Origin of the sequence: Kribbella sp. NBC_00889 (assembly GCF_045207705.1) — a bacterium.
Taxonomy (GTDB): Bacteria; Actinomycetota; Actinomycetes; order Propionibacteriales; family Kribbellaceae; genus Kribbella.
Genome location: NZ_CP108783.1, coordinates 6947314 through 6966083 on the forward strand (window position 1 = coordinate 6947314; position 18770 = coordinate 6966083).

The 18770-nt window shown below is 67.6% G+C and carries 21 protein-coding genes and 3 tRNA genes; 17 read left to right on the forward strand and 7 right to left on the reverse strand.

Features of this window, described 5'->3' with window-relative positions; translation table 11 throughout:
- Positions 1-57: 57 nt before the first annotated feature.
- The 9 genes from OG817_RS34010 to OG817_RS34050 are packed head-to-tail and all read left to right on the forward strand — an operon-like array spanning position 58 to position 8140.
- Positions 58-1440 (forward strand): extracellular solute-binding protein, encoded by a 1383-nt coding sequence (locus OG817_RS34010; RefSeq protein ID WP_406048868.1) that lies wholly within the window; start codon positions 58-60, stop codon positions 1438-1440.
- A complete protein-coding gene (locus OG817_RS34015; RefSeq protein ID WP_406048870.1) occupies positions 1440-2336 on the forward strand; it encodes a carbohydrate ABC transporter permease in 897 nt (298 codons plus the stop codon). The genes OG817_RS34010 and OG817_RS34015 overlap by 1 nt, the downstream gene beginning before the upstream one ends.
- A complete protein-coding gene (locus tag OG817_RS34020; RefSeq protein WP_406048871.1) occupies positions 2333-3226 on the forward strand; it encodes a carbohydrate ABC transporter permease in 894 nt (297 codons plus the stop codon). The genes OG817_RS34015 and OG817_RS34020 overlap by 4 nt, the downstream gene beginning before the upstream one ends.
- A gap of 1 nt (position 3227) precedes the next feature.
- Positions 3228-3545 carry an EthD family reductase gene (locus tag OG817_RS34025; RefSeq protein ID WP_406048872.1) on the forward strand — a complete coding sequence of 106 codons (318 nt, stop codon included), beginning with the start codon at positions 3228-3230 and terminating at the stop codon, positions 3543-3545.
- On the forward strand, positions 3542-4627 hold the full coding sequence (locus OG817_RS34030; RefSeq protein WP_406048873.1) for a Gfo/Idh/MocA family protein: 1086 nt from the start codon (positions 3542-3544) through the stop codon (positions 4625-4627). Before OG817_RS34025 ends, OG817_RS34030 begins: the two co-directional genes overlap by 4 nt.
- A complete protein-coding gene (locus tag OG817_RS34035) occupies positions 4627-5838 on the forward strand; it encodes a Tm-1-like ATP-binding domain-containing protein (protein ID WP_406048874.1) in 1212 nt (403 codons plus the stop codon). Before OG817_RS34030 ends, OG817_RS34035 begins: the two co-directional genes overlap by 1 nt.
- The gene (locus tag OG817_RS34040; protein ID WP_406048875.1) at positions 5835-6662 is read left to right on the forward strand and encodes a phosphoenolpyruvate hydrolase family protein; all 828 of its coding nucleotides are present in this window, start codon (positions 5835-5837) and stop codon (positions 6660-6662) included. Before OG817_RS34035 ends, OG817_RS34040 begins: the two co-directional genes overlap by 4 nt.
- Positions 6663-6697: 35 nt before the next feature.
- Positions 6698-7783 (forward strand): Gfo/Idh/MocA family protein, encoded by a 1086-nt coding sequence (locus tag OG817_RS34045; RefSeq protein ID WP_406048877.1) that lies wholly within the window; start codon positions 6698-6700, stop codon positions 7781-7783.
- A gap of 3 nt (positions 7784-7786) precedes the next feature.
- Positions 7787-8140 carry a cupin domain-containing protein gene (locus OG817_RS34050; RefSeq protein ID WP_406048878.1) on the forward strand — a complete coding sequence of 118 codons (354 nt, stop codon included), beginning with the start codon at positions 7787-7789 and terminating at the stop codon, positions 8138-8140.
- Between the two features lie 33 nt (positions 8141-8173).
- Here the strand turns inward: OG817_RS34050 and OG817_RS34055 are convergent, their stop codons facing one another.
- Both OG817_RS34055 and OG817_RS34060 read right to left on the reverse strand, forming a co-directional pair.
- Positions 8174-8833 carry a class F sortase gene (locus OG817_RS34055; protein ID WP_406048879.1) on the reverse strand — a complete coding sequence of 220 codons (660 nt, stop codon included), beginning with the start codon at positions 8831-8833 and terminating at the stop codon, positions 8174-8176.
- 38 nt (positions 8834-8871) lie between these two features.
- Complete coding sequence (locus OG817_RS34060; protein ID WP_406048880.1) at positions 8872-9690, reverse strand: DUF4397 domain-containing protein; 819 nt, start codon at positions 9688-9690, stop codon at positions 8872-8874.
- A gap of 291 nt (positions 9691-9981) precedes the next feature.
- Here OG817_RS34060 and OG817_RS34065 point away from each other — a divergent pair, with 291 nt between their 5' ends.
- Entirely contained in the window at positions 9982-10701 is a 720-nt protein-coding gene (locus OG817_RS34065) for a hypothetical protein (RefSeq protein WP_406048881.1), read from the forward strand.
- 31 nt (positions 10702-10732) lie between these two features.
- Positions 10733-12202, forward strand: coding sequence for a DHA2 family efflux MFS transporter permease subunit (locus tag OG817_RS34070; protein WP_406048882.1), 1470 nt, complete (start codon positions 10733-10735; stop codon positions 12200-12202).
- A 25-nt stretch (positions 12203-12227) separates the two neighbouring features.
- Here OG817_RS34070 and OG817_RS34075 read toward each other — a convergent pair whose 3' ends face one another.
- The 3 genes from OG817_RS34075 to OG817_RS34085 all read right to left on the reverse strand — a co-directional run bounded on the left by OG817_RS34075 (position 12228) and on the right by OG817_RS34085 (position 14049).
- Positions 12228-12488: a hypothetical protein gene (locus tag OG817_RS34075; RefSeq protein WP_406048883.1), complete on the reverse strand. Its 261-nt coding sequence runs from the start codon at positions 12486-12488 to the stop codon at positions 12228-12230.
- Between the two features lie 68 nt (positions 12489-12556).
- A complete protein-coding gene (locus OG817_RS34080) occupies positions 12557-13285 on the reverse strand; it encodes a DNA alkylation repair protein (protein ID WP_406048884.1) in 729 nt (242 codons plus the stop codon).
- Between the two features lie 20 nt (positions 13286-13305).
- Positions 13306-14049 carry an SDR family oxidoreductase gene (locus OG817_RS34085; protein ID WP_360442226.1) on the reverse strand — a complete coding sequence of 248 codons (744 nt, stop codon included), beginning with the start codon at positions 14047-14049 and terminating at the stop codon, positions 13306-13308.
- Between the two features lie 311 nt (positions 14050-14360).
- On the opposite strand from OG817_RS34085, the gene OG817_RS34090 reads away from it, so the two are divergent.
- Both OG817_RS34090 and OG817_RS34095 read left to right on the forward strand, forming a co-directional pair.
- Positions 14361-14711, forward strand: a complete 351-nt coding sequence (locus tag OG817_RS34090; protein ID WP_406048885.1) for an STAS domain-containing protein — start codon at positions 14361-14363, stop codon at positions 14709-14711.
- Positions 14712-14818: 107 nt separating this feature from the next.
- Positions 14819-15550, forward strand: a complete 732-nt coding sequence (locus OG817_RS34095; RefSeq protein WP_406048886.1) for a polyprenol monophosphomannose synthase — start codon at positions 14819-14821, stop codon at positions 15548-15550.
- Between the two features lie 45 nt (positions 15551-15595).
- On the opposite strand, the gene OG817_RS34100 is transcribed toward OG817_RS34095, so the two are convergent.
- Together OG817_RS34100 and OG817_RS34105 are read right to left on the reverse strand one after the other, a co-directional pair.
- The gene (locus OG817_RS34100) at positions 15596-15937 is read right to left on the reverse strand and encodes a metallopeptidase family protein (RefSeq protein ID WP_406057568.1); all 342 of its coding nucleotides are present in this window, start codon (positions 15935-15937) and stop codon (positions 15596-15598) included.
- A gap of 26 nt (positions 15938-15963) precedes the next feature.
- Entirely contained in the window at positions 15964-16896 is a 933-nt protein-coding gene (locus OG817_RS34105; RefSeq protein ID WP_406048887.1) for a hypothetical protein, read from the reverse strand.
- Between the two features lie 125 nt (positions 16897-17021).
- Here OG817_RS34105 and OG817_RS34110 point away from each other — a divergent pair, with 125 nt between their 5' ends.
- The 4 genes from OG817_RS34110 (at position 17022) to OG817_RS34125 (ending at position 18698) form a co-directional block, all read left to right on the forward strand.
- Positions 17022-18203, forward strand: a complete 1182-nt coding sequence (locus tag OG817_RS34110; RefSeq protein WP_406048888.1) for a hypothetical protein — start codon at positions 17022-17024, stop codon at positions 18201-18203.
- Between the two features lie 168 nt (positions 18204-18371).
- Positions 18372-18444 (forward strand) — tRNA-Glu (locus OG817_RS34115).
- Positions 18445-18504: 60 nt separating this feature from the next.
- A tRNA-Asp gene (locus tag OG817_RS34120) sits at positions 18505-18581 on the forward strand.
- Positions 18582-18625: 44 nt separating this feature from the next.
- A tRNA-Phe gene (locus OG817_RS34125) sits at positions 18626-18698 on the forward strand.
- Positions 18699-18770: the final 72 nt, after the last annotated feature.

An 18770-nucleotide genomic window follows, 5' to 3' on the forward strand; every position in this document is an offset into this window, starting at 1 on the left:
GGTCGACATTAAAGACCATACGCTCGCCGAAAAGCCTCCCGGGACCAAGGAGTTCGCATGACCAGTTCAGGACTGACCCGGAGACAGCTGCTCCGGACCGGCGGGGTGGCCGTCGCCGCCGCCGGACTGGGGCCGGCCACGCTGGCCGGGTGCGGCGGCTCGGACGACGCCGGCGGGACCGGTGGCCCGCTCAGCTTCATGTACTGGGGATCGGCCTTCGAGAAGAAGGCGATCGACGAGATGCTGAAGAAGTACGGCAAGGAGCACGATGGCGCGAAGGTCGACCCGATGTACGTGCCGGTGTCGAACTATCCGACCAAGGTGTCCAGCCTGGTCGCCGCGAACACCCCGCCCGACCTGGCCTACCTGGGCACCGGGCAGATGTACGACCTGGCCCAGAAGGACCTGATCCTCAACCTGTTCCCGTACCTGGACAAGTACCCCGAGCTCAAGGACCGGCTGCCGAGCAGCTACTTCTGGTACGGCAAGGACAAGCTCGCCGCGAACCAGTTGGCGATGGGCGTGCAGATCCTCTACTACAACACCGACGCGTTCAAGGCGGCCGGTCTCGACCCGGCGCCGTTCACCGCGGACACTGCCTGGAGCTGGGACGACTTCGTCCAGGCGGCGGACAAGCTGACCGTCGACCAGAACGGCAAGCACCCCTCGGAGGATGGTTTCGACTCCGGCAAGGTGAAGCAGTTCGGCACGATCGCGCCGATCGGCGGTGCTCCGCTCTACAGCCTGCTGCGCTCGAACGGCGGCGACATGGTGAACGAGGACGGTACCAAGTTCGCGCTCGACTCGGCCGCCGCGATCGACGTACTGAAGAAGATCCAGGACCTGATCTACGTGCACCGGGTGGCGCCGAGTCCGGCCCAGCTGGGCAAGAACGCGCCCACCACATCGGTGCAGCTGCAGACCAAGCGGGTCGGGATGATCATCGACGGCAACTGGACGCTGCTCGACCTGATGGAGAGCAAGGTGCCGTTCGGCGTCGCCGTACTGCCCAAGTTCAAGGAGCCGTTGACGATGACCGGCGGTGCGGCCGGCGCGATCTTCGCCAAGACCAAACACCCGGAGGAGGCGATCGAGCTCTACCTCTACTACAACGACCCCGAACACGTCGATCTGTTCAAGGACGGGCTCTGGGCGCCGCTGCAGAAGAAGTACTACACGGACCAGGCCGAGATCGACAAATGGGTGCTGAAGGACAAGTATCCGGCCAACTTCCAGACCGCGGTGGTCGACACGACGTTGAAGAACGGCGTCACCGACTGGGGACAGCAGATCAAGAACGCGGAGCGGATCCACCAGGTGCTCGACCCGGCGATCGAGCAGATCAGCCTGAACAAGGGCGCGCCGGTCGACATCGTCAAGGCGCTGAAGCCGAAGATGCAGGCGCTGCTGCAGGGCAAGTGGCCCCTCCAGGAGCTGTGATGGCTTCTTCTCCGATGAAGCAGGAGGCACGCTGGGGCGTGCTGCTGGCACTGCCCGCGATCATCGGCTTCGTCGCGTTCACCTTCCTGCCGATGATCGCCTCGGCGGTGATCAGCCTGACCGACTGGACCATCGGCGCGGCACCGAAGTTCGTCGGTTTCGCCAACTACAGAAGGATGTTCACGGCCGACGACAGCTTCTTCAAGTCGCTATGGGCCACGCTCTACTACACGCTGGGCGCCGTACCGCTGCTGCTGATCGTCGCTTTCGCTGTCGCACTGGTGCTGAACCAGCCGGTCCGCGGGCAGGCCGTGTTCCGGGTGATCTACTACCTGCCCGCGATCGTGCCGATCGTGGCCAACTCGATGCTGTGGATCTGGCTGTTCAACCCCGACTTCGGGCTGCTGAACACGCTGACCGAGAAGGCCGGACTGCCCCGGTCGCAGTGGATCTTCGACGAGAGTACGGCGATCCCGTCGCTGATCCTGATGTCGGTGTGGGGCTTCGGCAACGTCGCTGTCATCTTCCTGGCGGGACTGCAGGGCGTGCCACGACAGCTCTACGAGGCGATCGCGGTCGACGGTGGCGGTGCGTGGCGGAAGTTCCGGCACATCACCCTGCCGATGATGACGCCGACGATCTTCTACAGCCTGGTGACGAGTGTCATCGGGGCGTTGCAGGTCTTCGTGCAGGCCGCGGTGATGACCGAGGGCGGGCCGAACGACTCGACCCTGTTCTACATCTATTACCTGTACCGGACCGCGTTCACGAACAACGAGATGGGATACGCCAGCGCGCTGGCCTGGGTGCTGTTCCTGGTGATCATGGCGGTCACCGTGGTGCTGTTCCGCAACTCCAGCCGCTGGGTCTACTACGAGGCCGGGAGCGCCCGATGACCGCCGTACTGGAGAAACCCGAAGTGGTGGCGGCCACACCACCGGCGTCGCGGCCGCTCGCGCCGCGAGGTGTGGGGAAGAAGCTCCTCGTCTACCTGCTACTGATCGCCGGCGCCATCCCGACACTGCTGCCGTTGATCTGGCTGGTCCGCAGCGCGTTGATGGACTCGGGCCAGATCTTCGTCTCGCCACCGCAATGGATCCCGAAACCCTTTGCCTGGGACAACTTCTCCGGCGCGCTCACGCAGGTGCCGTTCGCGCGGTACTTCCTGAACACGCTGATCATCGAGGCCGGCGTACTGATCGGGACCGTGCTGTCCTGCTCGCTGGCGGCGTTCTCGTTCGCCCGGCTGCGCTGGAAACACAAGAACCTCGTCTTCGGCATCCTGATGTCCGGGGTGATGCTGCCGTACGCCGTGACGCTGATCCCGACGTTCCTGTTCTGGCAGAAGCTCGGCCTGGTGAACACCTACGTACCGCTGATCCTGCCGCACTGGTTCGGCACCGGGGTGTTCAACATCTTCCTGCTCCGCCAGTTCTTCCTGTCGATCCCGTACGAGCTGGACGAGTCGGCGTACATCGACGGGGCGACGCCGCTGCAGGTGTACTGGCGGATCATCCTGCCGCTGTCGAAGCCGGCCCTGGCCGTGGTGAGTGTGTTCACGTTCCTCGGGGTCTGGAACGACTATCTCGGCCCCCTGATCTACTTGAACGACTCGGACAAGTACACGCTGGCAATGGGGCTGGCGTCGTTCCAGGGCACCTACACCGCACAGTGGGGGTACCTGATGGCCGCGGCCGCAGTGGTGCTGCTGCCGATCGTGCTGTTGTTCGCCTTCGCACAGAAGTACTTCGTCGAGGGCATCGCGCTGACCGGACTGAAAGGCTGATATGTACAAGGTGACCGTGCTCTACGGGCCGCCGGACTCGATCGAGGACTTCGACCGGTACTACGACGAGACGCACATCCCGATCGCCCAGCAAATGACCGGACTCAAGCGGTGGACCGTGTGCCGCTTCGAGCCCGCGCCGGACGGGACACCACCGCAGTACCACTACCAGGCCGAGCTCTACACCGACAATCGCGCGGACCTCGAGCTCGTGCTGGACTCCCAGGCGGGCAAGGCGGCCAACGAGGACGTAGCGAACTTCGCCACCGGTGGTGCGGTGTTCCTGTTCGGTGAGGAGCGGGAGGTGCCGGTCCGATGAGCATCGACGTGATCGTGGTCGGCCTTGGGTTCGGTGCCGACTTCGCCCCCATCTATCAGGCCCATCCCGACGTCGGCCGTGTCGCGGTCGTCGACGCGGATCCCGCCCGCACGACGGCGGTCGCGGACCGGCTCGGGATCACTGAGAGGTTCCCGAGCCTCGACGAGGCCCTGGCCGCGCCCGGCTGGGATGCGGTCCATCTGCTGACGCCGGTGCGCTTCCACGCCGAGCAGGTTCAGCAGGTGCTGAAGTCCGGGCGGCACTGTGCCTCCGCGGTGCCGATGGCAACGACCCTGGAGGACCTGGACGCACTGATCGCGGCCCAGGACGATGCCCGGCGCAACTACATGATGATGGAGACCGCGGTCTACTCCCGCGAGTTCTTCCACGCGAAACACCTGCTGGACAACGGGAAGCTCGGACGCCTCGCCTACTTCAAGGGCGACCACCTGCAGAACCTCGACGGGTATCCGGACTACTGGCGTGGCTACCCGCCGATGCACTACGTCACGCACGCCCTCTCACCCGCGCTCGCGCTGGCGAACACCAGGGTCGAGTCCGTCCGCTGCCTCGGCTCCAGCCAACTCACGCCGGATCACATCGGCGTCGCAGGCGAGGGGTTCGGTACCGAGGCGGCGCTCTTCAAGCTGGCCGGCGACGACCTCGTCGCGAACGTGACGATGTCGTTCTTCCAGCTGGGCCGCAGCTACCTCGAAGGCTTCTCGGTGTACGGCGACGAAGGCGCACTCGAGTGGCCGCAGCTCGAAGGCGGACCGATGAAGGAGTTCAGGCTCGAGCAGCTCCCCGACGGGCGCCGGGGCCGGCCGGTGACCGAGGCCGACGTCCGGCCGCCCGGCGCACCCGAACTGTTGCCCGCGGCACTGAAGCGGTTCGCCGACGGCGGGCACGGCGGATCGCACCCGCATCTTGTCCACGAGTTCGTGTCCAGCATCATCGAGAACCGCAAGCCCAGGGTCGACGCCCGGACCGCGGCGACCTGGACCGCACCCGGGATCTGCGCCCACCAGTCGGCACTGCAGGGCGGCGCCGAGATCCAGGTGCCGGACTACGAGGCTCGCTGATGGCTGTGATCGCGCTCGTCGGTGCCCTGGATACGAAAGGAGCGGAGTATGCCTTCCTGGCCGATCGGGTCGCAGCACTCGGTGCCACTCCGCTCCTGATCGACGTCGGGGTGCTCGCCGTACCGGCGCTGACGGCGCGGATCGGTCGTGACCTGATCGCGGAGCTCGGCGGTGGCGTGCTGACCGAGCTGCGCGATCGCGGCGACCGGAGCGCGGCGATGACCGTGATGGCGCGCGGAGCCGCGTCGGCCCTGGCTGACCTCGTCGCGTCCGGCGATGTGGACGGCATACTGGCGGTCGGCGGGTCCAATGCGGCGTACGTGATGGCGGAGATCTGCGGGCGATTGCCGTTCGGTTTCCCGAAGGTGCTGGTCTCGACCATCGCGGCCGGCGACACCCGATCGTACGTCCGCGAGACCGACCTGACGCTGATGTACCCGGTCGTCGACATCAACGGCCTGAACCGGCTCAGCCGGCCCGTCCTCGCCAACGCCGCGCAGGCCTGCGTCGGGATGGCAACGAGCCGGTACGCCGAACCCGCCGGCGGCGCACCGCTGGTCGGAGTGAGCATGTTCGGGGTGACGACGGCCTGCGGGGCGTCCGTTGTCCGCGGCATCGAGGACCGTGGTTTCGAGGCACTGACCTTCCACTGCACCGGAGTCGGCGGCCGCACGTTGGAGGCGCTGATCCGGGGCGGCACGATCCAAGGTGTCGCCGACCTGACCACTACTGAGCTCTCCGACGACCTGGTCGGCGGGGTCTGCTCGGCTGGTCCCGACCGCCTCACCGCCGCGGCGGAGGCCGGCGTACCTCAGGTCGTCAGTGTCGGCGCGCTCGACATGGTCAACTTCTACGACACCGTGCCGCCGGAGTTCTCCGGACGGCTGCTCCACCCGCACAACCCGGCCGTGACGCTGATGCGGACCACGCCCGCCGAGTGTGCCGAACTTGGTCGTCGGATCGCGGCCCGGCTCAATCCCTCCATCGCACCCGTCGCCGTTCTGTTCCCGCACCGTGGCTTGTCCCAGCTGTCCACACCCGGCGGGGTCTTCTACGACCCGGCCGCGGACGACGCGCTGTACCGGGCCCTGCGGGACGGGCTGCGGCCCGGTATCGACCTGCACGACTTCGACACCGACATCAATGACCCGGTGGTGTCTGCCACCGCCGTGGATCTGCTGGCCACCTGGCTGGAGAAGGAGACACCGTGAACACTTTGACCCGCGCCGAACTGCTGGCCGGCTTCCGCCGCAAGGTCGCCGAGGGCCGCCCGATCATCGGCGGTGGCGCCGGCACCGGGCTCTCGGCCAAGTGCGCCGAGGCCGCCGGCCTCGACTTCGTGGTGATCTACAACTCCGGCCGGTACCGGATGGCCGGCCGTTCCTCGATGGCGGGCCTGATGCCGTACGGCGACGCCAACGCGATCGTGATGGAGATGGGCACTGAGGTACTGCCGGTGACCGACGAGCTGCCGGTGATGGCCGGAGTGTGCGGGACCGACCCGTTCCGCGACATCCCGCGATTCCTCGACCAGGTGAAGGCGGCCGGGTTCGCGGGGATCCAGAACTACCCGACCGTGTGCCTGTTCGACGGGATCATCCGGGCCAACCTGGAGGAGACCGGGCTCGGCTTCTACCGCGAGGTCGACCTGGTCCGGGCCGCCCGGGAGCGCGACCTGGTGACGCTGGCCTATGTGCACAGCGAGGACGAGGCGGCCGCGATGACCGAGGCCGGCGCGGATGTGCTGGTCCCGCACATGGGGCTGACCACGTCCGGGATGATCGGCGCGCAGACGAGCCTGAGCCTGGACGACTCGGTCGACCTGGTGTCCCGGCTCCGCGACGCGATCTTCGCCGTCGACCCCGACGCGCTGGTGATCTGCCACGGCGGACCGATCGCCACCCCCGAGGACGCCAAGCACATCCTGTCGAAGGTCGACGGCGTGGTCGGCTTCCTCGGCGCATCCAGCATGGAACGCCTTCCGACCGAGGTCGCCATGGTCGATCACATGCGAAGCTTCCACGCGATCAGATGACCGCCGACCCGTGGCCTCGTGGCTGGAGACTTCCGATGACCGTGACCTATCAGTTCGAGTACCCCGAGCGGCTGCGCTGCGCCTTCATCGGCGCGGGCGGGCACTCGTACCGCAACGTCTATCCCACCTTCCAGTACGCGCCGGTCGAGCTGGTCGCCGTCTGCGACGTCCAGCTCGAGCGGGCCCAGACGTATGCCCGAGGCTTCGGCGCACCGGCGGCGTACGACGATCACCGGGAGATGCTCGCTCGTGAGCGGCCTGACGCCGTCTTCATCGTCACCTCCTACACCGCGGAGGGCGACGTCCAGGCGACTGCTCTCGCGGAGGACTGCCTGCGCGCCGGAGCTCATGTCTGGATGGAGAAGCCGACGGCTGCCGGGATCGTGCAACTCGATCGCCTGCAGGCGGTGGCCGAGGAGACCGGGCTGACGGTGATGACCGGGCTGAAGAAGATCTTCACGCCGGCGATGGAGAAGGTGAAGGCGATCCTGAGTACGCCGGAGTTCGGGACGGCGAGCTCGATCTCGGTGCGGTACCCGCAGTCGTTGCCCGCACCGGACGCCCGGTCCGACGACGTCGCGATGATCGGGTTCCTGGACCACATCTTCCATCCGGGCGCGATCCTCACCTATCTGATGGGACCGGTACGCCGCCTCAGCTACGAATGGGAGCCGCGGACAGGCTCAAGCGTCTCGAGCCTGCAGTTCGAGTCGGGAGCCGTCGGGACGCTGCACCTCGCGGCCGGCTCTGCGACCGGTGCACCACTCGAACGCGTCGAGGTGATCGGCAGCGGGGCCAATGTGGTCGTCGAGAACGGCGTACGGATGACGTACTACCGAGCCGGGGCCGAGCTGCCCTACGGCCGATCGGCCTCGTTCATCACCGGGGACGACGTGGCGCCGCTGCACTGGGAACCCGAGTTCTCGCTCGGCCAGCTCTACAACAAGAACCTGTTCTACCTCGGCTACGTGCCCGAGGTGGTGCACTTCTGCGAGAGCGTGCTCGCCGGGAAGCCACCGGAGAAGGGCACACTCGCCGACGTCCGGGAGATCCTCAAGCTGTACGAGCTGTACCGCCGACTGCCGGCCGGGAAGCCGGCCACGATCGAACCAAGGAGCTGACGGATGGGACAGATGACGCCGGCCGACGAGGTGCTGGTCGAGGACCAGCCGTGGGGGCGACTGGAGTGGATGGTTTCCGGTGCCCTGGGCAACTCCAGCACGATGACCGTCGGCCGGTGCTACATCCGGCCCGGTGAGCAGAGCCCACGGCACTACCACCCGAACTGCGACGAGGTGCTGCACATCCTGCAGGGCACTATCGAGCACAGTGTCGACGACGAGCGGGTCACGATGGGTCCGGGCGACACGATCAGCATCCCGTCGGGGGCGCTGCACAACGCCCGCAACATCGGCACCGACGAGGCGATCTTCGTCATCTCGTTTTCGGCGCCTGACCGGCAGACGGTGGGTGAGTGAGATGCCGTCCGTGCTCAATCTCTGCCCCTAGCGTTACTTGGCCAGGCCGATCGCGGTGGCCGTGACGACCAGGTTGTCGGCGTACCCACCGCGAGAGGCGTTGTACGGACCGGTGCAGGTGATGAGGACCAAACGGTGGTCGACCTTCTGGTCGAACGCGCCGCTCTTGGTCGCGAGCGCGTTCTTCGGCACCGACACGATCGAGCTGACCCGGTACGACGCCGTGTGGCCGGCACCGCGGAGTAGGACGGTCTCACCCGGCTGGATGTGCCGCAGCCGGGAGAAGAAGCCGAGGCCCTCGGTCTTGGTGTCGACGTGGCCGGCCACGACCACCGAGCCGAACGGGTCTCCGGCCTCGGCACCGCCGTCCCACCAGCCGACGTTTCGTGCCCCTTCGGGCACCATCAACTGCCCGGAAACCGTGCTGGCAGGCAGCACCGGAGCCTGCGCACCACCCGGCAGCACGACCTGGGTCGGGACGAACCGGATCCGTTGACTCGGTGCGGGCGTGCCGATCCGGGCCGGCGGCGCGGAGGCCGCGCCGTCCGGACCGGAAGGAGTCGGGATCGTCGGTGTGATCACCGTCGAGAACCCGGGAACGCCCGGGAGGGACGACGGCGTCGACGCGCCGCCGTCCGATCCGGGGCCCGGCGATGCACCGTCGGCCTGCGCGGAGCACCCCTCCAGGCCCACGCAGAACATCAACAGCAGCAGTCCGGGCAGGAGCCTCTTCAGCGGCGGACCACCTTCCGGACCGTCACCACAGCGGCCAGCAGACCGACCAGCAGTGCCACGACCCAGAGACCGGACTCGTCAGCGGCAGAGCTTTGCGCCTGGTCAAGCCCTGCTGCCTGTCCGCCGGTCCCGGTGTTCACCAGACCCGGCTTGCCGGATCCCGTGCTCGGGAGTTTGATCGTCCCGGCCGCCACTGTCATCGTCTTCTGCGTCGGCGCACCGACCGCGAATACACGGGTCAGATATCCGGCCTTGATCGGCAGATCCATCGGACCGAGAACAACAGGTGAACTCGCCCCGGCCGGCACGATGTCGACCTTGTACGTCGCCGCCGGAACGACCGCTTCGAGCGATTCCCCGTTGGCCACGTTGGCGAACGCCACCTTGCCGTTCACCCGGATGTCGGCCGGGCCGACGGCCGCATCGTGCGCGACCCGCAGCCCACCCTTGTCCGCCGGCACCGCGTCCAGATTGTTCGCGTACGTCGTGATCAAGGGCGCACCCGTCGGCGACACCGGCTGGTGGATGACAACGTCCAGGCTGGCACCCGAGCCGACCGTCACCTCACGCTGGATGACCAGCTTTCCGCCTTGCTTGGCGGTGACCATCCGCTTGCCTGCGGCAACACCGAACGGCCCCACCAGCTTCGCGCCCGCCACCCCGCCGGCGACCTGCTTCCCGTCGATGCTGATGTCCAGCGACTTCCCCGGCAGCCCCTGGACGACGTACAGGTTGCCCCCCGCGGCGGCATCGGCGGGTGCTGTCAGTACCGCCGGCGCGGCCGCGACCGTCACCGCCAGCAGCAACGGAATCACCCTTCGAATTACCGGACCCCGAATTCTCGAAAATGCGTCTTGGGATACTGCCCGGAATTTTCCGGACACGCTCTGTTCCTGCATTCCGAACCCCCTCGAAGTGCGCCTGAAAAATACGGCACTAATTGCCGCACCCCACTAATTTCGGCGTATCGTAAGCGCAAGTCCGATCCGGCGCCAGAGGAAGCGTCCCGGATCCGATCTGGGGGGCGATGACTGATGTCAGGACGGAGTTCTCCGAACAGAGCACCGGCGGTGGGCCAGGAGTTCCTCCCGAGCGAGGCATCGGGGGTGGAGGACCTCCGTCGGCGGCACCCAGGAAGACGGGGACTTGTTGCGGTCGCGCTGACGCTCGGGCTCGGCGCGACCACCGCATGTTCAGGCACCAGCGGCACACCGGTCGCCCCCAGTCCCGGGCTGACCGCCTCCGTCAGCGTCAGCCCGGCCGAAGGCGTGCCGGTGAGTCCCGGTCCTGGAGTGACCAAGCCAGGCATCCGGCTGACCGCCGTACCGCGTAACGACGGGTCGTTCGACATCACCGAGGACGTGATGTTGCCTGAGGCCACAGACATCGTCCAGCTGCAGCTGCCGGACTCCGGTGAGCACTTGCCCGGGATGATGGCCAGAACGGAACCGCGGGCGACGAACCTGCAGGTCGTCGCCGACGGCGAGCAGGTCCCGATCGAGCAGACCAGTCTCGCCGCACCCATGGACCTTCCGCTGACCGTTGCCGCGACCAAGCTCCAGCTGAGCTACCGGCTGTCCGGCTCGTTCGTGCAGCGCACACCGTCCGTCTCCCGCCGGGCCGGCGCGGCGATCCGGCCGCTCACCGCGGGAGCCGACGGCACCCTGCCGACCAATCTCACCGTCACCCAGGGATTGCTGAACGCCGTCTGCCCGCTGCTGACCGAGACCCGATGTGCCGTCGGCGATCCGCCCAAACTCGGCATCCTGCCCGGCATCCCGGCCAACAAGGCGCTCGTCGTACTGCAACTGGATCTGCCCAACTGAGCCCAGGCCACGCCTGGCCTACGCTGAGCTCATGACGGATGAGCGGATCGCGTTCGGCACCGCCCGGGCTCGGTGGGTGCTTGCGGCGACGGCCCTCGGATCCGGTATGGCGTTCCTGGACGGAACGGTGGTGAACGTCGCGCTGCCGGCGATGGCCGAGGACCTGAACGCCGAGATGAGCGGGCTGCAGTGGATCATCAACGGCTACATGCTGCTGCTCGCGTCGCTGATCCTGCTCAGCGGTTCGCTCGGCGACCGGCTCGGCCGGCGACGGATGTTCATCACCGGGGTGATCTGGTTCGCGCTCGCCTCGGTGATCTGTGCGGTCGCGCCGAACCTCGAGGTGTTGATCGCCGGCCGCGTCCTGCAGGGCGTCGGCGGCGCGCTGCTCACCCCGGGCAGCCTGGCGATCCTGCAGACCACATTCCAGCACTCCGACCGCAGCAGGGCCGTCGGCACCTGGTCCGGCCTGACGTCGGTGGCCGCGGCAGTCGGCCCGTTCGTCGGCGGCGGCCTGGTCGACAGCGTGTCCTGGCGGCTGATCTTCGTGATCAACGTGCCGATCGCACTGGTCACCGTCCTGGTCACACTGCGGCACGTCCCCGAGACACGCGACGAGACGGCGGCCGGGAAGCTCGACCTGGCCGGTGCGGGGGTGGCGACGATCGGTCTGGCCGGCCTGACCTTCGGCCTGATCCAGGCCGGCGAGGACGGCTTCGGCGACCCGTTCGTCCTGACCTCGCTGGCGATCGGAGTGCTCGCCTTCGTCGCGTTCGTCGAGGTCGAACGCCGCAGTTCGCACCCGATGCTGCCAACCGGCATCTTCAAGAACAGACAGTTCACCGGCGCGAACCTGGTCACGGTCGTCGTGTACGGCGGGTTCGGCACGGTCACGTTCCTGCTCGTCGTCTATCTCCAGACCGCACTCGGGTACGACGCCATCTGGGCCGGAGCCGCGCTGTTGCCGATGACCCTCCTGATGCTCGCACTGTCCGGACAGTCCGGCGCACTCTCGGAGCGGATCGGCGCCAGGCTCCCGATGACCATCGGCCCGGCATTGATGGCCGTGGGCCTGCTGCTGATGCTGCGGATCGAGCCGGGTTCGTCGTACGTCGAAGCGGTACTGCCGGCCGTCATCGTGCTCGGGTTCGGCCTGGTCGCGACGGTGGCGCCGCTGACCGCGACCGTACTGTCGTCGGTCGAGGACCACCACGCCGGGATCGCGTCCGGCGTGAACAACGCGGTCGCCCGATCGGCGCAACTGATGGCGGTCGCCGCGATCCCGATGGCGGCCGGGATCACCGGCGACGTCTACCGCGACCCGGCCGCCTTCCAGGAGGGGTTCGACCGGGCTGTGTGGATCTCAGCGCTACTGACCGCCTCCGGCAGCGTGGTGGCCTGGTTCACGATCGGCGACCGGACCGCGCAGCGGATCCACCTGCACCACCACCGGCACTGCGCGGTCGAAGCCCCGCCGTACGCCCAGACCCGCGAGGGCTGAGGCTGTTGCCAGCGGCAATTAGCTGTCAGGCGCAGGCGGGGATGTCGCGGCCGGAGTTGTCCTTGGCCTCGTCGTTGCCCCAGCGGGACAGGTAGTAAGCCGACACCCACTGGTTCGCCGGGCCGACATCCAGGTCCGTCTTCAGCCACCAGTGGTTGAACGCCGCACCCACGCGGACCTCCGGGCCCCAGACCCGGCAGAACACATAGTTGGTGCCCTTGTTCAGGGTGCCGGTCTGCGTGCCACCAGGGGTGCTGTAGCCGGGGGCATTCGCAAAGGTGTCCACCTAGAACTTGGGCTCAGGGTAGGACCACGTCGCCACCTCCGGCAGGCCTTTCGACCTGCACTGAAACGTCAGCGCAAGGCTCGGTAGTACCGGCGGACGTCGGGGGCGAAGTGCTCGGTCGCGTAGCTGAGCATGGTCCGCGGCATCGCCGCCGCATGCTCGTCCAGGAACGCGAGCAACTCGTCCTCCGAGACCCGTTTGCCGGCTTCACGCAGCATCCAGCCGGAGGCCTTGTGGATCAGGTCCTGCGGATCGTCGAGCACCTGCGGCGCGAGCGCGTAGATGTCCGCACTGTCCCCACGTCTGATGAACCATTGGGTCGCGACCAGCGCGATCCGTCGCTCCCACAACGACGGCGATCGGACCAGGGTGTGCAGCTCGTCTCGCGGCTTGTCGGACAGGTACCCGCCGACGATGTCCGCCGCACTGCAGTCGACCAGATCCCAGTTGTTGATGTACGCCGTACTGCGCAGGTACAGATCGTGGATCGCGGTGACTTCCGCGGAGTCCGCCGTACGCGGTGTGAGAGCACGCGCGGCCCGATCGGCCAGCAGGCAAAGGATCGCCAGCCGGTGCTCGTGGACCGGGCTGGTCAGCGCCTGCTCGAGCTCGGGCAGCGGGAGGCCGGCGCGGAGGTAGGGCTTGAGCAGTCCGCGGATCGTCGACAGCTTCACCCCGACGATCTGGTCGCCGTGGCCGTACCCACCGGGCTGCAACTGGAAGTACCGCGACAGCAGCTCCGCCACTACGGGGTCAGCCGCGGCGTCGATGTCGGCGAGTAGGTCCTTGGTGCTCAAGTCGAGTAGGTCCTTGGTGCTCAAATGAGGAGGCCGCCGGTGGCACGGAGGTTCTGGCCTGTCATCCAGCGACTGTCCGGGCCGGCCAGGAAGGCGACCACGTCGGCGACCTCAGCCGGCTCGCCGATCCGGCCCAGCGCGGTGATCCCGACGAGACGGTCCTTGGCCTCCGGCGGGTTCTCCCGGTGGAACATGTCGGTGTCGGTCGCACCCGGCGACACCGCGTTGACGGTGATCCGGCGGGCGCCGTACTCACGGGCGGCGACCCTGACGAACAACTCCAGCGCCGCCTTGCTGCCGGCGTACAGGGAGATGCCCGGACCGGGGACCGCGGTGTTCAGCGTGGACAGAGCGATGATCCGGCCGCCGTCGGGCAGCACCTGGCCGGCCCGCTGGATCGCGAAGAACGGGCCTTTGAGGTTGGTCGCGAAAGTCTCGTCGTAGTCGGCCTCGGTCACGTCCGCGATCCGTTGCACCTTCGCCTGCGCCGCGTTGCACACGAAGATGTCGAGGGTGCCGGTCGGCTCCGCCGCCCGCTCGAACAGCTCGTCGACAGCACCCAGGTCGGCCTGATCGGCCTGGACCGCAATCGCTTCACCGCCGGCCGCCTTCACCTCCGCGACCACATCCGCGGCCGCGGCCTCGCTGCTTGTATAGGTGAACGTCACCACGGCACCGTCGGCGGCCAGCCGCCGGACGATCGCCGCTCCGATCCCGCGCGAGCCGCCGGTGACCAGAGCCGCCTTGCCGTCGAGTACGCCCATGTCCACTCCTTCAGTCGTCTGTTTCCTCCCTGTCTACCACCGACTCGGGGCCTGTCGGCTTCGTCGCGCGGACTGCTCGCATCGCCGCACGGCTTGACGCTTCGGACAGGCACACCTAAGTGCTGGCAGCGCTTACATCCGGTCAAGGTCACGCTCCGAGGTCATCCGCGTCAGACCCGTTGTGACGTTAAGCCGTTGGGGCATACGGTGAGAGCAGGGCAGTTCCATCCCGCCAGGACCGACCGGCGTTCGTGGCGCTACCCGGGGGAGAGACCGGCGTGACAAGCCACCCAGAGCCGCGGGACGGCGAGATGATCAGAACGACTTTCGACGCTGCGACCGTGGAGCTGGAAGCCGGCGTTCTGCTGGTCCGGATGTCGGGTGAGATCGACATCGCGACCGCCGACTTCGCCTCCGAGTCGATTCGGGCCGCGGTCGCACCGCCGGCCCGACTGGTTCTGATCGACGTGTCCGCCGTCACGTTCTGCAGCTCCGCCGGCCTCGGCAACCTGGTCGAGGCCCGCAACCTGGCCGGTCAGCACAACATCACGCTGGCCCTCGTCGGCGTCGGCCGTCCGGTCGACCGCCCGCTCGCAGTCACCGGCCTCGGCGGTCAGTTCCGCATCTACTCCACGATCGAGGAGGCCCTGGCGGAGCTCTGATCCGCCACGGTTGCAGGCCTGGCCGACACTCGTTCTTCGGCAGGTGACGTGTCACCGGCTCGACCGCCCGATACGGTAGCGTCCGGTGTCTCCGAAGAAGGAATGTCATGGGTGAGCTAGCGAAGATCGTGGTCGTGGTGCCGACCTACAACGAGCGGGAGAACCTGCCCGTGCTGGCCGGGCTGCTGTCCGACCTGAACCTGCCCGGCCTGCAGATGCTGGTCGTCGACGACAACTCCCCGGACGGTACCGGCGACGTCGCCGACGAACTGGCGAAGGCGTCGCCGGAGCAGGTCTCGGTGCTGCACCGGACCGAGAAGAACGGACTCGGCCGCGCCTACATCGCCGGCATCAGCCGCGCCCTGGACGACGGCGCCGACATTGTCATCCAGATGGACGCCGATCTGTCCCACCCGGCCTCGGTGGTCCCGATCATGGTCGAGACGCTGCGGACGACGGACGCCGGCGTGGTGATCGGGTCGCGATACGTCGAGGGTGGTTCGGCCGCGGCGGAGTGGGGTTGGCACCGCCGGGCGCTGTCGGCCTGGGCGAACTTCTACGTGAACGCGATCCTGCGGCTCGGGGTGAAGGACGCGACCGCCGGCTTCAAAGCCTGGAAGGCGGACACGCTCCGCTGGATCGACGTCACCACCATCCAGAGCAACGGGTACTCGTTCCAGGTCGAGATGAACTACCGCACGGTCCGTCGCGGGCTGTACATCGCCGAGGTACCGATCCGGTTCGAGGAGCGGACCGCGGGTGCTTCGAAGATGAGTCTCAAGGTGCAGCTGGAGTCCGCGCTGATGCCTTGGAAGCTGCTGTTCAAGCGGTCTTCCTGACGGTTCTTCCGCTTGGGCTCATCCGCTTGGGTTCTTCCGGTTGGCTCATCCGTAGCCGAGCTCGTGCAGGCGGGCGTCGTCGATGCCGAAGTGGTGCGCGATCTCGTGCACCACGGTGATGTTCACCTCGTCGACGACGTCGTCCACGCTGTCGCAGATCGCCAGCGTCGAGTTGCGGTAGATCGTGATCCGGTCCGGCAGTACGCCGCCGTAGTAGTGCCCGCGCTCGGTCAGCGGGATGCCCTCGTAGATCCCGAGCAGCGCCGGGTCCCCGGCCGGCGGCTCGTCCTCGACGAAGATCGCGACGTTGTCGATCAACGCCGCCAGCTCCGGCGGCACCTCGTCCAGCGCCTCGGACACCAGCACCTCGAAGTCCGCCCGGCTCATCTCGATCACGCTGCCAGCGTAGTGAGTCAGAGCCAGCCCTGACGGGACGCCTGGACGCCGAGCTGGAACCTGGTCTGCGCGCCGAGCGCCTCCTGCAGCCGGCCGATCCGGCGCGCGACAGTGCGCTCACTGACGCCGAACTCCCGAGCGATCGACTCGTCCGTCAAGCCTGCGCTGAGATAGGTCAGCAGTCGCTTCGACTCCAGGTCCGGTCCGGCGGTCACGTCGTTCAGGTCGGTCGCGCTGGTGATCGGTACGGAGATCCGCCACAGCGCATCGAAGACCCGTGCGAGCCCGGCGAGCAACGGGGAGTCGTGGACCACCATCGCGACGAACTCCGGCCCACGCTCGACCTCCGACCGAGCACCGACGAGTGCCCACCGGCCGTCGACGACAGTGATGTTCAGCGGTACGCGGGGGAACACCCGAGCGTGCTCCCCGGCCTCGATGCACGACCGCACCATGTGCAACGCGTTCGCGTCCTGGAGGACGTGGGCTCCGTAGATGACCTCGTACCTGACGCCTCGCTCGAGCGCGTCGAACATGCCCTCGACGATCTGGATCTCGCGGGCCGCCAGGTTGCCCATCGTCATGGCCCGGACCTGGCTGTGCGCGTCCGACTGGACCGAGTTCAGTACGGCCTGCGCGGCGGCGTACGTCGGCAGGATCTCCAAGTAGTCCTGGCGGCCGGCAGCCGACTTCCACAGCTCGGTGAGGAAATCGGCGCTCTCGTGGGCCAGGGCGGCCTGCTTGGTGTGCCGCTCCGCGAGCGCGTCCATAGCCAGCCGCGGCGGACGGACCACCAGGCCGTCGTCGGTCCGTTCGACCAGGCCGAGCCCGATCAGCTCGTCCAGGCACTCGTCCGGGTGAACCTGCTGGATCGCCTCCGGGTTCAGCAGCAGGTCGAGCAGCAGCACCTCGGCCGCGGCCGAGAGACCCAGTGCCTGGAGCGGCTCCATGTCTCTGTGTATCAGCAGGCGACAGGTTCTCGCCATGCCGGTTTCTGACAGCACGAGGTCTCGTAGTGGCCGCTACACGCTGCCAATACTGATGCCGCTCGTCCCCGTCCTCTAGGAGATCCCTGATGAGAAAGAGCATGGTCTGGTCGGCAGTCGCAGCTGTCGGCCTCTCGCTCGGGCTAGCGGCCACCCCCGCCGCCTCGGCGGCCCCGGCCGGCGTTGCGGTCCAGAGCGCCGTACCGCAGCAACTGTCCCCGGAGATCCAGCAGATCGTCGACAATCTGCCGGCAATGCGGGCGCGGGCGGACGCCGTACGCGCGCAGCTCGGTCTGCCGGACGACCCGGTCCGGGACGCGCTGATCGCGGCCATCGACCCGACCCAGTACGAGTGCTCCACCGAAACCCCGGCCGTGGTGAGCGCGGTCATGCCCGACACGTCGACCTGGACGTTCGAGCAGATCCTCGCCGTACTCCACGTCCTGCTGTTCCAGATGTCGCTCATCGACGCGGCGTACCTGCCGCAGACCGGTCCGTTCACCTACGGCGCCCATGGTGAGTTCACCAACCAGGTCAACCGCACGATCAAGGACCTGGGCCGCTTCTGGGACATCCCGTCCAGCGATATCGAGCTTGTGCCTGCCCACGGCCGCTCCATGCTCGACCCAGAGGTGAACTACCGGGTCTTCACCGCCGTCTACGGCTTCAACGCGGAGCAGTCCCGGGTGTCCGCCGACCTGGTCGCCCATGAGCTCAACAGTGCGACCCTGGGGTACGGCGATCTGCCGATCTTCACGTTCAACGCGTACGCGGCTTCAGGTGGTGAGAACATCCCCGGGTACGGCATCGCTCCGAAGCGGATAGCGTTCGGCGACGGCGTGATGGACGGCTTCGCCCGGGTCGGACTCGGCGATGTGGCGCCGCAGGCGATCCTGGCGCACGAGTTCGGTCACCACGTCCAGTACGCCGACGGCCTGATGCGGGACGACCTGCCGGCCCCCGAGGCGTCGCGCTGGGCCGAGCTGATGGCGGACGCGTTCAGTGCGTACTTCCTCACCCATGCCAGCGGTGCCTCGATGAACTGGAAGCGGGTCCAGTCATTCGGCCAGATGTTCTACCAGCTGGGCGACTGCGGCTTCACCGCCGCCGGCCACCACGGCACACCGAACCAGCGGATGCGCTCGGCCCTCTGGGCGTATGGCGTCGCCGACTCAGCCCGTCCACAGGGTCACATCCTGCCGTCCCGCAGCTTCTACGACCTGTTCGCAGCGCAGTACCCGACGCTGATCGCCCCTGACGCGACCCCCTGACCCCGGGCCGCGCGATCAGCTGAGTAGGCCGGCTCTCCCCGGCCAGGGCGCCGTACGCCCACCTCCTCCCCGGCGTACGGCGCCCCACTCCGGAACTCGTTTTGGAGCGCGGGGACAAACCCTCTATGCTTACGGCTGTCCCTGGAGCTTCGGCTCCCGCGGGTCCGAGTCCCCATCGTCTAGTGGCCTAGGACGCTGCCCTTTCAAGGCGGTAACGCGGGTTCGAATCCCGTTGGGGATACGGCCGAAAGGCCGGTGTCAGAACCACCTCGGAGATGCTGTAGGATCATCGAGTCAATCTGGCCCAGTGGCGCAGTTGGTTAGCGTGCCGCCCTGTCACGGCGGAGGTCGCGGGTTCGAGTCCCGTCTGGGTCGCCAGGAGAAGGCGGCGGTGTTCACACACCGCCGCTTACTTTCTCCCCGGTCAGGTAGCTCAGCTGGTAGAGCGTCCGCCTGAAAAGCGGAAGGTCGGCGGTTCGAGACCGCCCCTGACCACCCTCCATGAGCGTGAATCGGGCCATCCCGGCCCGACCGTTAGACCCCGTGAGTCCCCGTCAGCGACCATCG

Bases quoted from the DNA above. Each gene is read 5' to 3' on its own strand.
- OG817_RS34045 (WP_406048877.1), top strand. From the start codon at position 6,698: ATGACCGTGACCTATCAGTTCGAGTACCCCGAGCGGCTGCGCTGCGCC.
- OG817_RS34110 (WP_406048888.1), top strand. From the start codon at position 17,022: ATGAGAAAGAGCATGGTCTGGTCGGCAGTCGCAGCTGTCGGCCTCTCG.
- OG817_RS34070 (WP_406048882.1), top strand. From the start codon at position 10,733: ATGACGGATGAGCGGATCGCGTTCGGCACCGCCCGGGCTCGGTGGGTG.
- OG817_RS34025 (WP_406048872.1), top strand. From the start codon at position 3,228: ATGTACAAGGTGACCGTGCTCTACGGGCCGCCGGACTCGATCGAGGAC.
- OG817_RS34020 (WP_406048871.1), top strand. From the start codon at position 2,333: ATGACCGCCGTACTGGAGAAACCCGAAGTGGTGGCGGCCACACCACCG.
- OG817_RS34095 (WP_406048886.1), top strand. From the start codon at position 14,819: ATGGGTGAGCTAGCGAAGATCGTGGTCGTGGTGCCGACCTACAACGAG.
- OG817_RS34010 (WP_406048868.1), top strand. From the start codon at position 58: ATGACCAGTTCAGGACTGACCCGGAGACAGCTGCTCCGGACCGGCGGG.
- OG817_RS34030 (WP_406048873.1), top strand. From the start codon at position 3,542: ATGAGCATCGACGTGATCGTGGTCGGCCTTGGGTTCGGTGCCGACTTC.
- OG817_RS34035 (WP_406048874.1), top strand. From the start codon at position 4,627: ATGGCTGTGATCGCGCTCGTCGGTGCCCTGGATACGAAAGGAGCGGAG.
- OG817_RS34050 (WP_406048878.1), top strand. From the start codon at position 7,787: ATGGGACAGATGACGCCGGCCGACGAGGTGCTGGTCGAGGACCAGCCG.
- OG817_RS34085 (WP_360442226.1), bottom strand. From the start codon at position 14,049: ATGGGCGTACTCGACGGCAAGGCGGCTCTGGTCACCGGCGGCTCGCGC.
- OG817_RS34105 (WP_406048887.1), bottom strand. From the start codon at position 16,896: ATGGAGCCGCTCCAGGCACTGGGTCTCTCGGCCGCGGCCGAGGTGCTG.
- OG817_RS34090 (WP_406048885.1), top strand. From the start codon at position 14,361: ATGATCAGAACGACTTTCGACGCTGCGACCGTGGAGCTGGAAGCCGGC.
- OG817_RS34015 (WP_406048870.1), top strand. From the start codon at position 1,440: ATGGCTTCTTCTCCGATGAAGCAGGAGGCACGCTGGGGCGTGCTGCTG.
- OG817_RS34100 (WP_406057568.1), bottom strand. From the start codon at position 15,937: ATGAGCCGGGCGGACTTCGAGGTGCTGGTGTCCGAGGCGCTGGACGAG.